The following is a 19,184-nucleotide window of genomic DNA, read 5'->3' as shown; positions in this document are numbered from 1 at the left end:
GGGCACCGCCCCTCAGGTCCGCCACTCCACCGGGTGCTCCGGCTCGTACACGCAGAGCGTGCCGGTGTGCACGGCGTTGGCCAGGTGCCGTCCGAGTACGGGGTGCGCGTGGGCGATCCGGTCGATCGCGGCCCGCACCCGGGCGGTGACCGCCGTCCGGGCCCGCTCGGCGGGGGAGCCCGTCCGGCGCACCCGCCCGCCCAGGCCGTACGCCGCGGAGAGCTGGCCCACCAGGGCGTCGCGTTCGACTGCGATCCGCGCCGAGCGCTCGGCGTCCCCGGCCGCGTCCGCCTCGGTGGCCTCGCCCTCCAGCTCCCGCAGCCGGGCCCGGTAGGCGCCGCGCGCGGTGGCGTCGATCAGCTCGCCGGTGTCACCGGGGCCGCGCAGCGCCTCGCCGGACCGCGCAGCGGCGCCCGGGGCGCCGGGGCCCCGGGCGGTGACGAGGTCGAGCGCCGGGACGGGCGTGCCGGGGCGGGCCAGCAGGGTGGCCAGGTCGCGCATCCCCTTGCTGTCCGCCATGGTGGCCTGCTCGCCGCCGTAGCCCAGCTGCCAGAGGTCACCCGTCCGCCGGAAGACGTTCCCGCCGGGCCCGGCCGCGGGCCCGGGCGCCGGTGCGCCGGCCTCCCGGGAGATCCGCTCCACCAGCCCGGCCGCCCCGATGCCCCGGGCCGCCGCCAGCGCGGCGTCGAAGTGGCGCCGCGCCGCGCCGCGGTCACCGAGCGCGGTGGCCAGCAGGCCCAGGTGCCGGTGCACGGGGCCGCGCACGGCCGCGCCGACCCCCTCGACCACGAAGAGGTCCCGGTAGGGCGACAGCCACTCGTACACCTGGCGGGCCGGCGGCACCGGTCCGCAGAGCGCGACCGTCTCGGCGGCCTGCGCGAGCATCGGCAGCCACTCGCTGTCCTGCGGGGCGCCGGCCAGCAGCGGCGTCACGGCGGCGAGCCGGCGTTCGGCCTCGCCGAGGTCGCCCAGCTGGGCCGCCACCAGGGCCCGGGTCACCTTGGCCCACACGTCCGGCACCTCGTCGAGGCCGGGACTCCCGGCGATCAGCTCCGCGATGCCCGCCCGGTCGTCCGAGGCGGTGAGCAGGCACCAGCGCTGGGTGGCGGCGAGCAGCGCGGCGTTGCCGCTGCCGGCCCGGCGGCCGAGCTCCTCCACCTGGTCGAGGGAGCGCCGGCAGTCCTCGTACCGGCCTTCGAGCAGCGCCCGCATCCCCTGCCAGAGCGGCACGTACCAGGCGTACAGCGGGTGCCGCAACGCGTGCGCGGCCGCCCGGAAGGCCAGCGTCTCGGCCTCCGCCCGGGCCGTCTCGCCGAGTTCCAGCAGGGCCACCACCTGCAGGCGCCGGCCCAGCAGTTCGAGCGGGAGGTCCGGCAGCGCCCGGGCCAGGCCGGTGATCTCGGCGGACCAGGCCAGCCGCTCGGCGCAGTGCGCGGGGCCGGCCCGGGCGTCGCAGAGCGCGGAGAGCGCGTAGGCGAGGGTCGCGGAGTCCTCGCTCCGGCGGGCCGTCGCGACGGCCTCCTCGGCCAGGGCGAGCCGGCCGGGTCCGGCCTCGATGAGGGTGGCCGCCACGGAGAGCCGGGCGGTGACGGCCGCCAGCAGGTCCGGTCGCCGCGGTGCGAGTGCGGCCCGCGCCTCGACCAGCAGGTCGACCTGGGCGCGGTCGAGCAGGTCGACCTCGAAGCCGGCCGGCCCCGCCCCGAGGCCGAGCGCCGCGGCGGCCAGCAGGTCGCTCCGCTCGCAGCGGCGGGCGCAGGCGGCGGCGCGCAGGAAGTCCGCGCGCGCCGCCTCCCGCCCGCCCGCGCCGACCCGGGCCGTGCCCAGCTCCACCAGCGCCTCGGCGAGCACCTCGTCCGGGGCGCCGGCCGCGCCGAGGGCGGCGACGGCCCGCTCGTACCACTGGGCGGCGTCCTCGTACCCGAGCAGGTCCGCCGCCCGGGCGCCCGCCCGGCGGGCGAAGACCGCGGCCTCCCCGGCGCGCTCCGGCCCGGCGAGCAGCAGCTGGTGGGCGACCTGCGCCGGTCCGACGTCCCGGCCGCGGGCGAGGAACCCGGTCAGCACCTCCGCCGCGCGCTGGTGCCAGCCCACCCGCTCCTGCGCGGACATCGCCGCGTACGTCGCCTCCCGCATCAGGTCGTGCCGGAAGGCGGCCGAGCCCGGGTCCACCATCGCGAGCAGCCCCGCGGCGGCCGCCTCCGACAGCACCGCCCGCAGGTCGCCGAGCGGTACCTCGGCGACCTCCGCGAGCAGGTCCAACCGGAAGTCCGTGCCGAGCGCCGAGGCCGCCGCCAGCGCCCGCGCGCACCCGGCCGGCAGCTCCGCCAGCCGGGCCTGGACGGCGGCCCGGACCGAGGGCGGCACCGGTCGGCCCGGGCGCCGGTGGCGCAGCAGCTCGGTGACGAAGAAGGCGTCCCCGCCGGTGCGGACGAGCAGCTCGCCGGCCACCGCCGGATCCGGCCGCGCCCCGGTCGCGGCCTCGGCCAGCGCGCTCACCTCGGCCCGGTCCAGCGGCCCCAGCGGCAGGCACCGAGCGGTGCGCAACAGCGCCGCCCGCGCCGAGGGCGCCCCGCGCCACGCCGCCGCGTCGTCCCGCGCGGTGGCCAGCAGCAGGGCAGCCGCCGTCCGCACACCGGCCGCCAGCTCCAGGAGCAGCCCGACCGAGGAGGCGTCGGCCTCCTGGACGTCGTCGAGCACCAGCAGCAGCGGAATCCCCGCGGCGCTCGTGCGCACCAGCTCGACGACGTCCCCCGCCAGCCGCAGCCGGTCCGCCTCCGGAGCCGTACTGCGCAGCCCGCCGGCCGCGCGGCCGGAGACCAGCGCCCGCAGCACCGGGGACGCCCGGACCAGCCGCCCGGCCGCCAGGTCGCCGGTCGCCAGTTCGCGGGCCGCCACCGACCAGGGGCGCAGGGCGTTCGCGGCCGTGCCGGGCGGGCAGGACACCCAGACCACCCGGAACCCCTCCGCGCGCAGCGCCGTCTCCTCGGCCGTCCGGGTCTTGCCGGCGCCCGCCGCCCCGGTCAGCGCGACCAGGGCGCCGCGGCCCGCACGGGCGTCCGCCAGCGCCGCGCTGAGCTCGGCCAGCACGTCCGCGCGTCCGACGAAGGGAAACCCGGGCATCCTCGGTCCTCCCGTCGCGGCGGCCGTTCTCCGGGACCGCCGCCGACCCGTCCGTTCCTGGCGGGCGGGTCCCCCTCCAGTTTTCCAGAGGGGGGCCGGGGCGCCCGTCCGACGCCGACGGGGGCGCCCTCGACCCGGCGGGCCGCTGCTCCGAGAGCCGCGGCTCCGGCCGTGAACCGGCCTGCCTTCGAAGTGCCGTTCCGCCACGAACGACCCCTCCGGGTCGACCCCGGCCGGGTCGGTCGTCGGGCTTCCCGCAACGCCTGCCTCCGCAGGCGGCGCTGGGTTAGCGTGGGACGACGGGGCGTGCTCGGAGCGCTCCCGGGACGGCAGGAGCGGGATGGTGAGTGTGCGGGCGAGGCCTCCGTACTGCGGTCTGGACGCGGCGATGGAGGTCGTCAGCGGCAAGTGGAAGGTGCTGATCCTGTGGGCCCTGCGCCACCAGGCCCGGCGCTTCGGGGAGCTTCGGCGGCAGGTGCCCGGTGTGAGCGAGAAGGTCCTGGCCCAGCAGTTGCGCGAGCTGGAGGCGGACGGCATCGTGCGGCGCGAGAGCTTCGACGGCGTTCCGCTCCGCGTCGAGTACTCACTGACCGAGCAGGGCCTGGCACTTGACGAGGCCCTGAAGCCGCTCGGCGACTGGGGACGGGAGTTCCGCCCGCGGCGGGTCTGACGGTTCGCCGCTCCCGGGCCGGCCGGCGGGCGCCGGGCCTCGCGATCGGGCCGGGCCGGGTCGACCGGGGCCTACGCCTGCTGCGGCCGGGTGATCCGCTGACCCAGACCGCCGTCGACGTTCACCTCCTCGCCGGTGGTGAAGGTCGCGTCGAAGGCCAGGAACAGCACCGCCTTCGCCACCTCCTCGGAGGAGCCGTGCCGGCGCATCGGGGTGAGCTGGTCGCCGACCGTCTCGAACGCCGCCAGCATCTCCGCCGACGCGCCGGTGATGCCGGCGGTCGGGGTGTGGATGAAGCCGGGGCTCACCGCGTTGACCCGGATGTCGCGCGGCAGCAGCTCCGCGGCGATGACCTTGGTGAACGACCGGACCGCCGCCTTCGAGGCGGAGTAGACACCCATGCCCGGGTTGCCCGAGTCGTTGGCGATCGAGGTGGTGAAGACGATCGACCCGCCGTCGTGGAGGAGCGGGGCGAGGCGCTGCGCCGTGAAGAACGCGCCCTTGGTGTTGACGCTGAACGTCTGGTCGAACACCTCCTCGGTCACCTGGCCGAACGGCCCGAGCCGGGCGAACCCGGCGTTGACGAAGAGGAAGTCGAACCGGCCGAACCTCTCCGCCACGATCCCCCCGAGGGCGTCGACGTCACCGAGGTCCGCGGTGTCGGAGCGGACGACGTGCGCAGCCGCCCCCAGTCGGGCCCGTGCGGCCTGCAGGTTCTGCTCGTTCCGGCCGGTCACCAGGACTTCGGCGCCACCCGCCACCAGGGCCTGGGCGGTCGCCAGGCCCATGCCGATCGTCCCACCGGTGATGACCGCCCTCTTGCCCGCGTACCTGCCCATGGAATCCCCTCCGGTCGCCTGTACCGACAGGATCACCCCGGGCGTTGTACATGATCAAGTACGTACGTTGAAGTGCGTACGTACCTCGAAGTCAGTGCACCGGCGCCGGACGCCGGAGCCGTCCGGCGCCCCGCGCCGCACCGCCCGCGGCGGCCGTCAGCACCCGGAGGTGCCCCGCCCCCGCGGCCGTCAGCGCCCCGCGGCCGCGTAGGCGGAGCCGATCGCGTTGGGTGCGCCACCGGGTTGGAACAGCCCCGTCGCCCCGGGTTCGGTGGCGGGCAGGGCGAACCAGGCGTACCGCTGGACGTAGGGCAGCCCCTGGAGCATGGCGGTCGAGGCCCTGACGAAGGCGACCTGCTGGTCCGAGGTCGGGAAGCTGGTGCCCCCGGCGAACTTGATCAGCGCGAACTCGGTCAGCCAGACGGGCAGTTGGTAGCGGTCGTGGACGGCCTGCAGATAGCGCTGGAGCTGCCCGACGGCCTCCGCGGTCCGGAAGTCCGAGCCGTACCAGTGCAGGGCGATGAAGTCGACGCGGTACCCGCGGCTCCTGGCACCCTGCATGAACTGGTCCAGCCAGCCGCCCGGATCGGCGCCGCCGTAGGCCACCGCCGGGCTGCCGAGAGTGAGGCCGGTCGCCATCAGCTTCGGCCACAGGTCCAGGGCCTGCTGCGGCGTCAGGTTGGACTGGGCCGCCAGGTCCGGCTCGTTGAAGCCGAGCAGGGTGCCGCTGCCCTGCTGGGTGGCCTTGGCCAGCGAACCGTTGCCGACCGCCGCCGCGCCCCAGATCATCGGGACGAAGTCGACGCCGGCCGGCCCCGCGATGCCCGCGTGGTCGGGCCCCCAGGTGTAGTACCAGGAGGCTCCCGACCCCGTCAGCGCGGTGCCGACCCCGTCGAAGGCCCAGGTGGAGACGCCCTTCTTGGGGCCGCGCACCGGCTGGGCCGCGGGCGCCGCGGGCGGCGCCGAGGCCGTCGGCGCGGGCTTGGTCGAGGGCGCCGCGGTGGGCCGGGCGGAGGCGGAGGGCGAGGCGCCCGGGTCGGCGGACGGCGCGGGGGAGGGCTCGGCGGACGGTGACGCCGAGGGCCCGGTCGGCTCCGGCGCCGCGGCCGACGGCGAGTCACCGGCCGCGGCCGAGGTCAGTGGTGCGGAGACCGCGACCGGGCGCGGGTCGCCACCGTTCAGGGTCGCCGCCAGCACGCCCAGCGCCGCCACGGCGGCCACCGCGCCCACCACCAGGCCCAGGCTCTTGGCGGCGGCGCGGCCCCGCACCGCCCGGCGGCCGAGTCGGGCCGCCCGCCGGCCGGCTCCCGTGCCGGACACCGTGCTCGTGCTCGTGCCTGTACTCGTGCCTGTACTCGTACTCGTACTCGTGCCCGGCTCGGCGAGCGCGCCCGGCTCCGCGAGCGGGTCGGTCGCCGGGCCGCCGCCCGTCGGGGCCGGCGCCGGCGGCAGCGAGTGCCCGGTCGGCACCGGCACCAGCGCCAGGCCGGCCAGCAGGCCCTCGGCGGGTATCAGGTCCCGTGCGCCCGCCGTGCACTGCGCGCAGTCGCGGACGTGCCGGGCCAGTCGCTTGCGCCAGAGCGGCCCGGGCACGCCGTCCCACGGCTCGGCGAGCGCGGCCAGCTCCGGACAGCCCGGCCGGCTCTCCAGCGCCCGCACCACCGACCGGGCGATGTCCAGCTGCTGCTTCATCCGCTGCACCCGCACCGCCGTGTGCGCGGTGGAGAGCCCGACGGCCGCCGCGAGTTCGGCCCGCCCGAGCTGCCCGGCGGCCTCCAGCCACCAGAGGGCGAGCAGCTCCTGGTCGGCCGGATCGAGCCAGCGGGTCGCCAGCGCCACCTCCCGGCGCTGGCCGGTCAGCCCCAGCCGCAGGATCGACAGATCCACGAAGTCCGCCTGCGGATCGGGCTGGTCGGGCACCTCCTCCAGGGCGGCGGACGGGACGGCGTCCACCTGGGCGGCCCGGTGCCAGCGCACCTGCCGGACGGTGACGGCGACCAGCCAGCTGCGGAAGGCCGACGGATCGCGGAGCTGGGGCAGCCCGGCGACGATCCGCAGCAGGATCTCCTGCGACAGATCGTCCACCTCGCCGGGTCGGCCCAGGGACCGTCCGACGATGTTGTAGACCAGCGGCAGGCTGACGGCCAGCAGGTCGTCCAGCGCCGCGCCGTCCCCCTGCTGCGCCGCCGCCACCCTGGCCGCGGTGAGGCCGCCGTCCTCGAATGTGCTCATGGTGCCTCTCGCTCCTCGTCGCGGCGGACCGACCGCCGGACGGACCGGAATGTACATCCCGCAGTCGGAGTCCTGACCTGCGGTGTGCCGATAACAGAAACCCGCGGGCGCGGGGGCGGGACGTCCGGAGCGTACGGGCACCCGCGCCCGCGCACCCGCGCCCGCCACCCGTCGGGCCCTCGGACGGGCCCTAGCCGAGCGCCTCCCACAGGGCCACGGTGTGCGGCGCGTCGGGTTCGGTCTCCTCCCACAGCTCCGCCAGGGCGAGCACCCGTTCCAGCGCCTCCCGCAGGAGGGCCTCGGCGGGCCCGACGGGAGGTTGGTTCGGGTAGGAGGTGAAGGGCAGGTGGGTGACCGGCCGCGGTACGAGCGGGGCACCGGGCGGCAGGGGGGTCTGGGGGTCGGGCACCGGCAGGTGGCCGAGTCGGGGTGCGGTGCTCATTCCGGCCCTACGGTCGGGCGTGGCTCGAACGTGCACATGCTGCCTCTCGCTCCTCGTCGCGGCGGGCCGCCGGACGGACCACCGGGGACGGACCGGAATGTACGTCCCACTGGTGGAGTCGGCGCCCGGGGGCCGCCGATAACAGAAATCCGGCGGACGACTTTCGGGGCCGTCCCGCTCCGCGGCGGGGGCCGGTGCGCGGCCCGGCTCCAGCGGCGTCCCGGACGGGCGCGGAAGGGGCAGTCGTCCGTGCGGCGGCGAGCGCCGGCCGACTACGGGTCGAGCCGGCCGACTACGGTTCGAGCCGGGCGAGTTCGGCGGCGCGGCTGCGGCCGACGTCGGCGGCGAGGTCGCGGGTGGCCTGCTCGCGGCCCGCCGAGCCCTCGGAGCCGGCGAGCCGCACCGACTGCTCCAGGTACTCCCGCAGGTGGGCGCTCACCAGGCGGTCGAAGGCCGCGCCGCTCTCCCGCTCGGCGGCGGCGTACTCGGCGAGGGTGGTCATGCCCGGCATGTCGTGGCCCTCGTGGGGGCGGACCTGGTCGGCGCCGGCCCGCACGAGGAGGGCGTGCAGGCGGGCGAGTTCGGCCCGGTCGGCGACGGCGACGCCCGCGGCCAGCTCGCGCAGCTGCGGCGAGGCGGCCCGGTCGGCCACCAGCACGGCCAGTCGGACGGCCTGTTCGGTCATCGGTGCGGCCAGTTGCAGCCAGGCGACGTCCGTCGGGTTGAACGCGGAGCCGGCCTCCGTGCCGGGGCCGGCCGCGGACCCCGACGGGGCGGACACGGCGCCGGACACGGCACGGCCGGGGCCCGGCGCCGCGTCGGTGCCGGGCAGGGCGACGGCGGCCAGTGCGCCGCAGACCGCGAGCGAGGCCACCGCCGCGCCGACGAAGGCTCTTCTCATCGGGGCGCCCTTCCAGGGGGTCGGCGAGCCCGGGCGGGCGGCGTGTGCGCCGCCCGCCCGGGCCGGTGAACCGGAGTACCGGGGCGTCACGGGCGCCCGTCGGCCCCGCACTTCACGATCGGGTTGATGCAGTCCCGCACGCGCCGCTCCATCTCGGCGGCCGGCCAGACGTTGAAGAAGTCACCGTGCATGGTGTAGCCGGGCCCGGAGGCCAGCCGCAGCCGTGACGGGTCACCGGTGACCGGGTAGCGCAGCACCTGGCGGAGCTTGGGCACCGGCACCGGGTGGGTGGCCGGGCAGGCGCCGCCCACGGGGTACGCCATGTGGCTCTTGTGGTCGGCCGAGTCGAGGTCCTTCCCGTTCCAGCACTGCGGGAAGTCCAGGTACGACTCCAGCATCGTGCCCGCCGGGCAGTTCACGAAGTTGTGGGACGGGTTGACCTCACCGGCGTGCAGGCACGACCAGCGCGAGATGGTGTTGTCATCCGGTCCGGTCGCCTTGGCGTTGCCCGCGACGATGCGCAGACCCCGGGGCAGCGGCTGGGTGTTGGCGATGACGTCGTCGCGGACGCCCTCGCCGAGGTAGTAGAACGTGGTGCCGGTCGGCTCGACCGGGACGTTGTCCGCGTACAGGGTGGGAACCCAGTAGGAGGAGATGTCGGTGACGGGGTTGCAGGTCCCGCCGGACGTCTCCAGCCGCCCGAGGTCGGAGAACGCGTCGGTGGCGTTGTTGCCGAAGAAGCTGTGCATGTGCGAGCCGCCGGGCAGGCCGGGCAGCACGATCGGGTCGTCCGGCAGGCGGTGGCTGTAGGGGCAGTCGGCGAGGAACTCCGCGACCCGGACCGCCCCCGGCGGCACGGCCTGGGTGCCGAGCGTGCCGAAGACCTGGAACTCCCAGAGCGAGACGCCCCAGGCGGTGGCCCGTGCGGTGGCGAGCACCCGCACGTATCGGCCGGTGGCCGAGAGGTCCAGGGTCTGCTGCCCGGCGGCGCCGGTGGCGTTGCGGACGGTGACCCAGTTGGTGCCGTCGGCCGATACCTGGAGCTGGTAGGTACTGGCGTACGCGGCCTCCCAGTTCAGGACGACCCGGTTGATCGCGGCGTTGGCGCCGAGGTCGACCCGGATCCACTGGTTGTCGGCGGCGGCGCTGGACCAGCGGGTGCCGCCGTTGCCGTCGACGGCGAGGTTCGCGGGGTAGCCCGCGTTCTCCAGCGAGGAGGCGGTGACCGGTCGGCCCTGCGAGATCGGGGTGTCCACCGCCTGGGCCTGGCCGGTGGTGCCGGTGAGCAGCGCGCCGGCGGTGACGACGGCGGCGACCAGGCCGGTCATCCGCCGGCGGAGCGGGCTCGCGCCGGGGCGCGGGTGGGCGTGCGTGGGGGGACGGTTCTGTGGACGCGACAGCGGAACGAGACGGTGGAGGCGCGACCACCGGGTGAAGGACCTCATGGCTTCCAATCGGGTGGGGGAAGGAGCCGGAAGGTGAGGGTGGGTGGGTGAGGGTGCGTACGATGCGCCCGGACAAGCTGGGGAGCGCTCTCCGACGCTAGGAGCAGGGCCAGGGACTGTCAAGGCATTCTGTCGGTCCTCCGTCAACGGAGGAATTCGGCCGATGCCGCTGCGGACGGTCGGGGGAGAACGCTCCCCGGCAGGCTTTGCCCGGTCGGCCCGCTGACGGTCGGTCCGGTCGGCCCCGGTGGGCTGTGCGGCCCGGTGACGAGCCGACCGATGGCCGGATCCGCCAGAACCTCGTCATTGCGGCCGTCGTGCGCCGGGCGACATGATCGGGGCATGCCCCAGCCACCCCACCGCGTCGTCGTCGCCGCCTTCCCCGGCGTCGAACTGCTCGACGTCACCGGCCCCGCCGAGGTCTTCTCGGTCGCCACCCGGGTGGCCGGCTCCGATCGGCCCGGCTACCTCGTCCAGGTCGCGACGGCGGACGGCGGACCGGTGGCCACCTCCAGCGGCGTCCGGCTGCTGGCCGACCTCACCCTCGACGCGGTGGACGGGCAGGTGGACACCCTGCTGGTCTCCGGGGCGATCGACCTGTCCGGCGGCGGCGTGGCGCCGGTGGTCGACCGCGAGGTCACCGACTGGCTGCGCACGGCGGCGCCCCGGGCCCACCGGATCGGATCGATCTGTGCGGGCGCGCACCTGCTGGCCGCGGCCGGGCTGCTCGACGACCGGCCCGCCACCACCCACTGGCTCACCGCGGCCCGGTTGGCGGCCGAACACCCGCGGGTCCGGGTCGACTCCGATCCGATCTTCGTGCGGTCGGGGAGGGTGTGGACCTGCGCCGGCGTCACCTCGGGGATGGACATGGCGCTGGCCATGGTCGCCGAGGACCACGGCCAGGCCCTCGCCCTGGCCACCGCCCGGATGATGGTCATGTACGTGAAGCGCTCCGGCGGGCAGAGCCAGTTCAGCGTCCCGCTTTCCGTCCAGACCGACACCGGCGACCGGATCGACGAACTGCGGGTGTGGATCGCCGAGCACCTGCCCGGAGACCTGTCGGCCGAGGCGCTCGCCTCCCGACTGAACCTGAGCGTGCGCCACTTCTCCCGGCTGTTCCGGCAGCGCACCGGCACCACCGCTGCCGCCTACGTGGAGGCCGCCCGACTGGAGGCCGCCCGCCGTCTCCTGGAGGAGAGCGACCGCAGCCTGCCGGAGATCGCCGCCGCCAGCGGTCTCGGCTCCGTGGAGACGCTGCACCGCTCCTTCCAGCGCAGGCTGGGCACCACCCCCGCCGAGTACCGCCGCCGCTTCTGACCGCCCGCGCCGCCCGGGCCCCCTCACCACCCGCGCCGTCCGCCCCCGGCACCCCGTGGCCCTGCCCGTTCGTGCCGCCCGCCGCCCGCCGTCCGCCGTCCGCCGTCCGCCGTCCGCCGTCCGCCGTCCGCCGTCCACCCCGGCCCCGCCGTCGGCGGCACCCGGTCATGCCCGCGCGGGCACCGCCCGTCCCACCCACACCCCGGAGAGAACCATGTCCCGTACGAAGGTCGTCCCGATCCCCGTCCTGGGCCGGCACGCCGTCAACGCCTACCTGCTGCTCGGCCGACGGCCCGTCGTCGTCGACGCCGGGATGCCCGGCAGCGGCCGGCGGATCCACGAGCAGGTCGCCGCGCACGGCGTCGACCCCGCCGACGTCGCGTTGATCGTCATCACCCACGGCCACCTCGACCACTTCGGCTCCGCCGCCGAGCTGCACCGACTGACCGGCGCGCCGGTGGCCTGCCACGTGGCCGACCTCGGGCCGCTGCGCACCGGCCGGGTCCGCGAACCGTACCTGCCCACCGGCCCGATGGGCCGCCTGATGGACCGGAACCGGAAGCTGCACGAGCAGGTCGAACCCGTGGAGCCCGGCGTGCTGATCACCGGCGAGACCAGCCTGGAGGAGTTCGGGATCGCGGGCCGCATCATGCCGACCCCCGGTCACACCGCCGGATCGATCTCCGTCCTCACCGACGAGGGGGACCTCGTCGCCGGCGACCTGGTCGCCAACTCCTTCATGGGCCTGATCCCCGGCAGGCCGGCGAACCCGCCCTTCCACGACGACCCCCGGCAGAACCTCGCCAGCCTCCGCGCGATGCTCGCCCTCCGCCCCGGCCGACTGCACGTCGGGCACGGCGTCGCGCTGGACCCGGACCGGGTGCGGCGCTGGGCGGAGCGCGAGCACGAGCGTCTCTCCCGGCTGGAGTCGGCCGGCCGCCTCGCCCGCCGGAGCGAGTGAGGGCCCGGAGCGGGTGAGGGTCCGCAGCGGGTGAAGGTCCGGACGGGGTGAAGGTCCGGAGGCCGGCGGGGGTGCGGTCACGCGGCGGAGCGACGGCGGCGGGGTGGAGCGGACGGAACGGGCTGGTCCGATCGGATGGCGGACCCGCGGCGCCCGGCGCGCCGGGTGGTCGTCGGCCGTGGCCGCTCGGACGGACGGGCTAGGTTCGAATGTGTGACCAGTAACGATGCGGTCCTGGTGCTGGTGGTCGTCACCGCGCTGGGGTTCGACTTCACCAACGGATTCCACGACACCGGAAACGCCATGGCCACCTCGATCGTCACCGGCGCCCTGCCCCCTCGGGTCGCGGTCGCCATCTCGGCCGTCCTGAACCTGGGCGGGGCCTTCCTGTCGACCGCCGTCGCGGCGACCATCGCCAGCGGCCTGGTCGACAGTCAGGACGTGACCCTGACCGTCGTCATCGCCGGGCTGACCGGCAGCATCCTGTGGAACCTGACCACCTGGTTCTTCGGGATCCCCTCCAGCTCCTCGCACGCGCTGATCGGCGGTGTCGTGGGCGCCACGATGGCGGCCGCCGGCAGCTCGGCCGTCAAGTGGCAGGGCCTGGTGTCCAAGGTGATCGTGCCCGCCGCGCTCTCCCCGTTCATCGCCGGCTCGGTCGCCGCGATCGGCACCTACCTGGTGTACCGCCTCACCCGTGGGGTCTCCGAGGGCCCGCGCGGTCACGGATTCCGGATCGGCCAGGTCGGTTCGGCCTCCATGGTCTCGCTCGCCCACGGCGCCAACGACGCGCAGAAGACCATGGGCGTCATCACGCTCGCACTGATCGCCAACGGCACCCTGGAGTCCGGGGCGCAGGCCCCGACCTGGGTGATCGTCTCGTGTGCGGTGGCGATCGCGCTGGGCACCTACCTCGGCGGCTGGCGGGTCATCCGGGCGCTCGGCAAGGGGCTGATGGAGATCGAGTCGCCGCAGGGGATGGCGAGCGAGTCGGCCTCGGCCGCGGTGATCCTCTGCTCCACCAACTTCGGCTACTCGCTCTCCACCACCCACGTGGCCACCGGGTCGATCCTGGGCGCGGGGGTGGGCAAGAAGGGCGCCGTGGTGCGCTGGCACGTCGCCCGCCGGATGGTGGCGGCCTGGCTGCTCACCCTGCCGGCCGCCGCGCTGGTCGGGGCGCTCGCGTACTGGACGGCGCACGGGATCGGCGGGACCGAGGGCGTCGTGGTGATCTTCGTCCTGCTGGTGCTGGCCTCGGTCGCCTTCTTCGCCGCCTCCCGCCGCGCGGCGGTGACACCGGCGAACGTCAACGCCGAATGGACCGGATCGGTGCTCCCGGCACCGGAGTCGAAGGAGGCGACCTCATGGACTCCTGGATCAACCTGAACGCGCTCTGGAAGATCGCCGTGGTCGGCCTGCTCACCGGCGCCGGCCTGCCCGCGCTCTTCGCGATCGGCCTGCGCGTCCTCAACCCGCCGGCCCGGGCGGGCGACGCCGCGGTCGGCCGGCCCACCGCCGGGCCGGCCGGCTACGCCCTGGCCGGCCTGTGCTTCGCGGTGGTGCTCGCGGCGATCGGCTGGGGCATCGCCGTCATCATCGACCACAGTTGACGGTGGCCCCTCCGGAGTGACCTCTCCGGACTGACCTCTCCCGACTGACCCGCCGAACCTGACCCCGCCGGGCCGGCGGAGTCGGCCCGGTCCACCGGCCCGGTCCACCCGGCCGGGTACGGGGCCCGTGGGCCGTCAGCGGCCCTCGAAGCGGTCGCGCAGGAACCGGGCGGCCTGCAGGTTGGCGGTGCGCGCGGCGTCCACGGCGCCCGCCATGGCGAAGAAGCCGTGGGCCATGCCGGGGTAGCGGGTCAGTTCCACCGGCACCCCGGCGGCGGCGAGCCGTGCCGCGTACGCCTCGCCCTGGTCGCGCAGCGGGTCGTACTCGGCGGTGACGACCAGGGCCGGCGGCAGGCCGCCCAGGTCGGCCGCCCGGAGCGGGGAGGCCAGCGGGTTCTCGGCGTCCTGCGGCGTGGTCAGGTAGTGCCGGCCGTACCAGGCCACCGAGTGGTGGTTGAACAGCCACGGGTCGGCGTTGTCGCGCATCGACGCGTCGTCGGCCAGCTGGTCGGTGTTGGGATAGACCAGCAGTTGCCCGGCCAGCGGGAGGTCGCCGTCCGCGCGGGCGAGCAGGGTCACCGCTGCCGCGAGGTTGCCGCCGGCGCTGTCGCCGCCGACCGCGATCCCGGCCCGGTCGACGCCCAGCTCCCCGGCGTGGTCGGCGACCCAGCGCAGGGCCGCGAGGCAGTCGTGCACCGCGGCCGGGAAGGGATGCTCCGGGGCGAGCCGGTAGCCGACGGTGACGACCAGGCAGCCGGCCTCCGCGGCCAGGTCGCGGCAGAGCACGTCGGCGGTGTCGATGCTGCCGAGCGTCCACCCGCCGCCGAAGTAGTAGAGCAGCGCGGGCAGCGGCCGCTCGGCGCTCGGCCGGTAGATCCGTACCGGCAACTCGCCGCCGGGGCCCGGCAGGTGGCGGTCGATCACCTCGTACAGCGCGCGGGGGGTGCCGCCGGCGGCCCGGATCGAGGCCAGGTCGGCAGCTCTGGCCTGCTCCACCGACAGGGTGTAGAGCGGGGCCGCGCCGCGGCGGGCGCGCTGCTCGCGCAGGGTCCGCAGCTGGGGGTCCAGGGGCATGGCGGTGGTGCTCCGATCGTCGGTTCGTCGCGTGCCGTGCGGCTCAGGTGTTCCGGGTGCGGGCGCGGGTGGGGTCGGCGGGCTGACCGCTCCGGTCGGGCCAGGTCCAGCGGTGCAGGGCCACCCGGAAGGCCCCGGTGCCGGACAGCGCGACGGCCGCCCGGTACCCGCGGGGTGCGGGGACGTCGGTGACGCGGTACCCGCGGGACCAGTCGTCGTCGGGGTGCGAGCCCGACCCGGTGCTGCTGTCGTGCAGCGGTATCCGCAGGCCCTGGGTGAGCCGGCCGCCGTGGGCCTTGACCAGGGCCTCCTTGCGGGCCCAGAGCCGGGCGAAGCGGTCGGCCCGGGCGTCGGGGTCGGCCGCGGCCCGGACGAAACGGGCCTCCTCCGGCGGGAAGTAGCGTTCCGCCATGGCGGTGGCGTCCAGCCGGGGCAGCACGCGTTGGACGTCCACGCCGACCCGGCGCGACGCGGAGAGCGCGACCATGGCGACGGCGTCCGAGTGCGAGAGGTTGACCTCGACCCCGGTGCAGCGACCGGCCAGTTCGGGCTTCCCGTGCGGCCCGCGTCGCCAGCGGATCTCCTCCGGTCCGACTCCGAGCCGCCGGGCGAGGATGCAGCGGACGGCGGCGTGGGCGAGGACGAAGCGGCGGCGGTCGACGGCCGAGCGGTAGGCCTCGGCGCGGAGCCGCTCGCCCGGGTCCAGCACGGCCAGCAGCTCCGCCGGGGCCCGTCCGGACCGCTGGTCGGGCACCAGCCACAGCCGGACGGTGTCCTGGGCCTCGGTCATCCGGTCACCCCCGCGACCGCGGGATCCGGGCGGCGCAGCTGGTCCGGCGGCTCCGCGCGGTCCCCGACCAGCCGGGCCAGCCGGCGCACCCCCTCCTCGATCTCCGCCGGCTCCAGGGCGCTGCAGGACAGCCGGATGGCACGCCGGCCGCCGTCGCCGCTGTGGAAGAAGCTCATCGGGGTCCACAGCACCCCGTAGTCGCGGCCGGAGGTCTCCAACAGGCTCTCGTCGGCGGTCAACGGCACCTCGACCACCGCGAAGAAGCCGCCGTCGGGCGCGTTCCAACGGACCCTCGGCTCGTCGGCGAAGGAGCGCTCCAGCGCCGCCAGCAGGGTGCGCATGTTGCCGCGGTAGAACCGGACCTTCTCCCGGACGGCCGCCCTGAGACTGCCCCCGGACTCGACCAGGAACCCGCCGACCAGGGCCTGCGCGACCGGCGAGGTGTTGACCGTGAGCAGGCTCTTCACCGTGGACAGCTCCTCCGCCAGCAGCGTGCGCCGACCCCGGGCGTCGATCACGGCCTGGTCGGCGACCAGGAACCCGATCCGGGCGCCCGGGAAGCAGGACTTGGCGAAGGACCCGAGGTAGACCACCCGCTGCTCGGTGTCCAGCGCCTTGAGCGCGGGCCGGGGTTCGTCGTCCAGCCCGAACAGCCCGTACGGGTCGTCCTCCAGGACCAGCAGGTCGGCCTCCGCCGCCACCTCCAGCAGCCGGCGCCTCGCCGGCACCGGCATCGAGACCCCGGACGGGTTGGCGAAGTTCGGCACCAGGTAGAGGGCGCGCGGTCGCCGGCCGTCGGCCCGCACGGCGCGGGCGACGGCGAGCACCGCCTCCGGATCGAGGCCGTCCGGCGCCTCGGGCACCGGGACGACCTCGATGCCGAGCAGCCGGGCCGCCCCGGTGAACCCGACGTAGCAGGGCTCGACGGCGAGCACCACGTCGCCTGGCCGCGCGCACAGCCCGCGCAGTGCGACGACCATCGCCTCCTGGGCGCCGGTGGTGACCATCACCGCCTGCTCGGGCACCTCGATCCCCTCGTCCAGCGACAGCATCCGGGCGATCAGCGGGCCGAGGTAGCCGTTGGTCCGCCCGTACTGCAGCAGTTGGCGCTGCCGCTGCTCCTCATCGAGGCCGATCCGCCGCAGGTGGTCGAGGTAGGTCCGCAGGTAGCGGTCCAGGTCCTCGGTGCTGTGGAAGCCGTCGTAGGGGCGTCCGGCCGCCAGCGAGACGGCGTCGGGGAAGCGGGCCGAGACCTCGTTGAGGAAGTTCATCGACGCCGACGCCGGGTCGGACACCGCCGCGTGCAGGTCCTCGCGTGCCAGTTCTGTCGGCATCGTCCGACCGCCTTTCAGATTCCCGTGTCGCGGGCGACCGCGACCGCGGACCGGTCGACGGCCGGCAGGGCCGGCCGTCCGGTGAGGGCCATGGTGTGGGCGAGCTCCTCGGTGGCCAGGTCGAGCACCCCGGCCACGCCGCCGGCGCCGCCGGCGGCCAGCCCCCAGAGGACCGGGCGGCCGAGCAGGACCGCCCGGGCCCCGAGGGCCAGCGCCGCGAAGGCGTCGGCGCCGCTGCGGACCCCGCCGTCGAACAGCACCGGGCAGGCCGCGGACCCGACCGCGTCCACCACCTCGGCCAGGGCGTCCAGGCTCGCCGCCGCGCCGTCGAGCTGCCGGCCGCCGTGGTTGGAGACCACGATCGCGTCGGCCCCGTGCTCCACGGCGAGCACGGCGTCCTCGGCGGTGAGGATGCCCTTCAGGACCAGCGGCAGCCGGCTGAGCCCGCGCAGCCAGGCCAGGTCCGCCCAGGTCACCGACGGGTCGACGGCCTCCGCGGTGTGCACCGCCAGCGCGGAGCGGCCGGCGTCGGAGCGGTGCGCGGACGCCATCAGCGCCGGGTCGAGGTTGACGGCGCCGATGCCGGACGGGATCGCGAAGCCGTTGCGGGCGTCCCGGTGGCGCCGGCCCAGCCGCGGCGCGTCCAGGGTCAGGACGATCGCGCGGTAGCCGGCCGCGGCGGCCCGGTCGACCAGACCCGCCAGCACCTCGCGCCGGCGCAGCCAGTAGAGCTGGAGCCACAGCGGCCCGGCGGCCTCGGCGGCGACGTCCTCCAGGGTGCGGCTGGCGAAGAGGCTGACCACGTAGAGGGCGCCGGCCGCCCCCGCACCGCGGGCGGTGGCGACCTCGCCGTCGGGGTGCGCCAGCCGGTGGTACGCGGTGGGTGCGACTCCCACCGGGGTGGCCAGCGGGGCGCCGAGGAGCTCCGTCGTGGTGTCGCAGGCCGAGACGTCGACCAGCACCCTCGGCCGCAGCGTCACCCGGTCGAAGGCGCGCCGGTTGGCCTCGACCGTGCGCTCGGTGCCGGCGCCGCCCTCGATGAAGTCCCAGACCCGGGAGTCGAGTCGGCCCCGTGCCTGGTCCCGGTAGTCCTCGACGCGGAGCGGGCGCGCGGTGTTCGTCTGCGCGGTCACCCGGGTACCCCGCCCTCGCCGGGCAGGCCGATCGTGGCCAGCGAGAGGTGGCGCGGCCCGGCGTCGTAGTCGGCCAGCAGCAGCCGGCGCGGTCCGGCCGGCGGCCCGGCCAGCTCGCCGGCCAGCTCCCACCACACGCCGGTGCCGGGCTGCCCGGCGTCGGCGAGCCCGGGCGGCACCGGCCACGCGTGGGCGGAGCCGGCCGCCGCCGTGGCGCCGATGATCACGGTCGGCGACGCCGGAGCGTCGCCGAGCCGGCCGAGTTCGGCGGCCAGCGCGGCGGCGGGGGAGTCCGCGGCCAGGGCGTGCGTGGCGACCCCGGAGACCCCGGCCACCTGCTCGCCCGGCAGCGGTTCGCCGAACAGCAGTGCCACGCCGCGGCTTTCGGCCGGAACGCTGACCGGTACTCCGGGGTCGTAGGGCAGCGAGCACTGTTCGACCACCAGCAGCAGCGCCCGCCGGAGCCCGCCGGAGCGCGCGTAGGCGTCCACCAGTCGCAGGGCGGTGAACGCGCTCGCGGCGCCCTGGTCGCTGACCGCGAAGGCCATCGGGGTGCCGGGGCAGACGTGGCTGAGGTAGGTGGACGTGGCGCGGCCCGGGGTGATGTCGGGGATCGAGTGCGCCAGCACCAGCAGGTCGACCGACTCGCCGGCGGGGAGCGTCGCCCGGATCAGCGCCTCGGCCATCTCGCCGTAGGACTGGCCGCCGCGCCCCAGGGCGCCCACGTCCAGGGTGCCCACGTCCGGGGCACCGGTCTCCGGGGCACCAGTCTCCAGCGCGCCCACGGCCGGGACGCCCGCTTCCGGGGCCGGTTCTCCCCGGCCCGGGTCGCGGCCGTACGGGCGCAGCAGGTCGGTCAGGTAGCGCCGCAGGCGCTCGGTGTGGACGGGGTCGCCGGCCAGCGCCGCCGGCTCGGGGAAGGCCAGCCGCACGGCGCGGCGGATGCCCCAGGCCGGCGACGGTCCGTCGGCGGGGGTGCCGGCGTCCGGGGTGAAGGTGCGCATCGTCATGCTTCCGGGAGCAGGTTTCCGGCGACGTAGTCGGCCAGCGAGCCGACCGTGCCGAAGTCGTGCCGGCCGAGCTCCTCCACGCTGATCTCCACGTCCAGGCGGTCCTCCAGCTCCAGGATGAGTTCGAGGCCGCTGGTCGAGCTCATGCCGAGGGCCTCCATCAGCGTGGTCGCGGCGGTGGCCCCGGTCACCTCGCGCTTGAGCACCTGCGGGAGCAGGGCGCAGATGTTCTCGACCAGTTGCTCGCGCAGGGCGGGGTCGATGGCTGGGAGTGCGGTGTCCCGCTCCGTCATCGTTGATCCTTCG

17 protein-coding genes are annotated in these 19,184 nt (G+C 76.1%); 5 read left to right on the top strand and 12 right to left on the bottom strand.

Annotation, left to right across the window (positions count from 1 at the left end):
* Positions 1-12: 12 nt before the first annotated feature.
* On the bottom strand, positions 13-3,117 hold the full coding sequence (locus tag ACFTWP_RS25335; protein ID WP_380267061.1) for an ATP-binding protein: 3,105 nt from the start codon (positions 3,115-3,117) through the stop codon (positions 13-15).
* A gap of 340 nt (positions 3,118-3,457) precedes the next feature.
* On the opposite strand from ACFTWP_RS25335, the gene ACFTWP_RS25330 reads away from it, so the two are divergent.
* Positions 3,458-3,787, top strand: coding sequence for a winged helix-turn-helix transcriptional regulator (locus ACFTWP_RS25330; RefSeq protein ID WP_380267060.1), 330 nt, complete (start codon positions 3,458-3,460; stop codon positions 3,785-3,787).
* Between the two features lie 71 nt (positions 3,788-3,858).
* Here the strand turns inward: ACFTWP_RS25330 and ACFTWP_RS25325 are convergent, their stop codons facing one another.
* The 5 genes from ACFTWP_RS25325 to ACFTWP_RS25305 all read right to left on the bottom strand — a co-directional run bounded on the left by ACFTWP_RS25325 (position 3,859) and on the right by ACFTWP_RS25305 (position 9,529).
* Positions 3,859-4,626: an SDR family oxidoreductase gene (locus ACFTWP_RS25325; protein WP_380267059.1), complete on the bottom strand. Its 768-nt coding sequence runs from the start codon at positions 4,624-4,626 to the stop codon at positions 3,859-3,861.
* 189 nt (positions 4,627-4,815) lie between these two features.
* Positions 4,816-6,858, bottom strand: a complete 2,043-nt coding sequence (locus ACFTWP_RS25320) for a glycosyl hydrolase (RefSeq protein WP_380267058.1) — start codon at positions 6,856-6,858, stop codon at positions 4,816-4,818.
* 190 nt (positions 6,859-7,048) lie between these two features.
* Positions 7,049-7,300: a hypothetical protein gene (locus tag ACFTWP_RS25315; protein ID WP_380267057.1), complete on the bottom strand. Its 252-nt coding sequence runs from the start codon at positions 7,298-7,300 to the stop codon at positions 7,049-7,051.
* 292 nt (positions 7,301-7,592) lie between these two features.
* Positions 7,593-8,201 carry a DUF305 domain-containing protein gene (locus ACFTWP_RS25310; RefSeq protein ID WP_380267056.1) on the bottom strand — a complete coding sequence of 203 codons (609 nt, stop codon included), beginning with the start codon at positions 8,199-8,201 and terminating at the stop codon, positions 7,593-7,595.
* Positions 8,202-8,287: 86 nt separating this feature from the next.
* Positions 8,288-9,529 (bottom strand): DUF1996 domain-containing protein, encoded by a 1,242-nt coding sequence (locus tag ACFTWP_RS25305; RefSeq protein WP_380267055.1) that lies wholly within the window; start codon positions 9,527-9,529, stop codon positions 8,288-8,290.
* A gap of 459 nt (positions 9,530-9,988) precedes the next feature.
* Between ACFTWP_RS25305 and ACFTWP_RS25300 the strand changes: the two genes are divergently transcribed.
* The 4 genes from ACFTWP_RS25300 to ACFTWP_RS25285 all read left to right on the top strand — a co-directional run bounded on the left by ACFTWP_RS25300 (position 9,989) and on the right by ACFTWP_RS25285 (position 13,537).
* On the top strand, positions 9,989-10,966 hold the full coding sequence (locus ACFTWP_RS25300) for a GlxA family transcriptional regulator (RefSeq protein WP_380267054.1): 978 nt from the start codon (positions 9,989-9,991) through the stop codon (positions 10,964-10,966).
* A 214-nt stretch (positions 10,967-11,180) separates the two neighbouring features.
* Positions 11,181-11,927: an MBL fold metallo-hydrolase gene (locus ACFTWP_RS25295; RefSeq protein ID WP_380267053.1), complete on the top strand. Its 747-nt coding sequence runs from the start codon at positions 11,181-11,183 to the stop codon at positions 11,925-11,927.
* Between the two features lie 213 nt (positions 11,928-12,140).
* Positions 12,141-13,313: an anion permease gene (locus tag ACFTWP_RS25290; RefSeq protein WP_380267052.1), complete on the top strand. Its 1,173-nt coding sequence runs from the start codon at positions 12,141-12,143 to the stop codon at positions 13,311-13,313.
* The gene (locus ACFTWP_RS25285) at positions 13,292-13,537 is read left to right on the top strand and encodes a hypothetical protein (protein ID WP_380267051.1); all 246 of its coding nucleotides are present in this window, start codon (positions 13,292-13,294) and stop codon (positions 13,535-13,537) included. Before ACFTWP_RS25290 ends, ACFTWP_RS25285 begins: the two co-directional genes overlap by 22 nt.
* A 135-nt stretch (positions 13,538-13,672) precedes the next feature.
* Here the strand turns inward: ACFTWP_RS25285 and ACFTWP_RS25280 are convergent, their stop codons facing one another.
* The 6 genes from ACFTWP_RS25280 to ACFTWP_RS25255 are packed head-to-tail and all read right to left on the bottom strand — an operon-like array spanning position 13,673 to position 19,171.
* A complete protein-coding gene (locus tag ACFTWP_RS25280; RefSeq protein WP_380267050.1) occupies positions 13,673-14,611 on the bottom strand; it encodes an alpha/beta hydrolase in 939 nt (312 codons plus the stop codon).
* Positions 14,612-14,654: 43 nt separating this feature from the next.
* The gene (locus tag ACFTWP_RS25275; RefSeq protein ID WP_380267049.1) at positions 14,655-15,401 is read right to left on the bottom strand and encodes a 4'-phosphopantetheinyl transferase family protein; all 747 of its coding nucleotides are present in this window, start codon (positions 15,399-15,401) and stop codon (positions 14,655-14,657) included.
* Positions 15,398-16,735: a PLP-dependent aminotransferase family protein gene (locus ACFTWP_RS25270; protein ID WP_380267048.1), complete on the bottom strand. Its 1,338-nt coding sequence runs from the start codon at positions 16,733-16,735 to the stop codon at positions 15,398-15,400. Before ACFTWP_RS25270 ends, ACFTWP_RS25275 begins: the two co-directional genes overlap by 4 nt.
* 14 nt (positions 16,736-16,749) lie before the next feature.
* Positions 16,750-17,868, bottom strand: a complete 1,119-nt coding sequence (locus ACFTWP_RS25265) for an alpha-hydroxy acid oxidase (protein WP_380267047.1) — start codon at positions 17,866-17,868, stop codon at positions 16,750-16,752.
* Positions 17,865-18,878, bottom strand: coding sequence for a hypothetical protein (locus tag ACFTWP_RS25260; protein WP_380267046.1), 1,014 nt, complete (start codon positions 18,876-18,878; stop codon positions 17,865-17,867). Before ACFTWP_RS25260 ends, ACFTWP_RS25265 begins: the two co-directional genes overlap by 4 nt.
* Positions 18,875-19,171, bottom strand: a complete 297-nt coding sequence (locus ACFTWP_RS25255; RefSeq protein WP_380267045.1) for an acyl carrier protein — start codon at positions 19,169-19,171, stop codon at positions 18,875-18,877. Before ACFTWP_RS25255 ends, ACFTWP_RS25260 begins: the two co-directional genes overlap by 4 nt.
* Between the last annotated feature and the right edge of the window lie 13 nt (positions 19,172-19,184).

The organism is Kitasatospora sp. NPDC057015 (genome assembly GCF_042673745.1).
GTDB lineage: Bacteria > Actinomycetota > Actinomycetes > Streptomycetales > Streptomycetaceae > Kitasatospora.
This window is presented reverse-complemented; position numbering and strand designations above follow the sequence as displayed.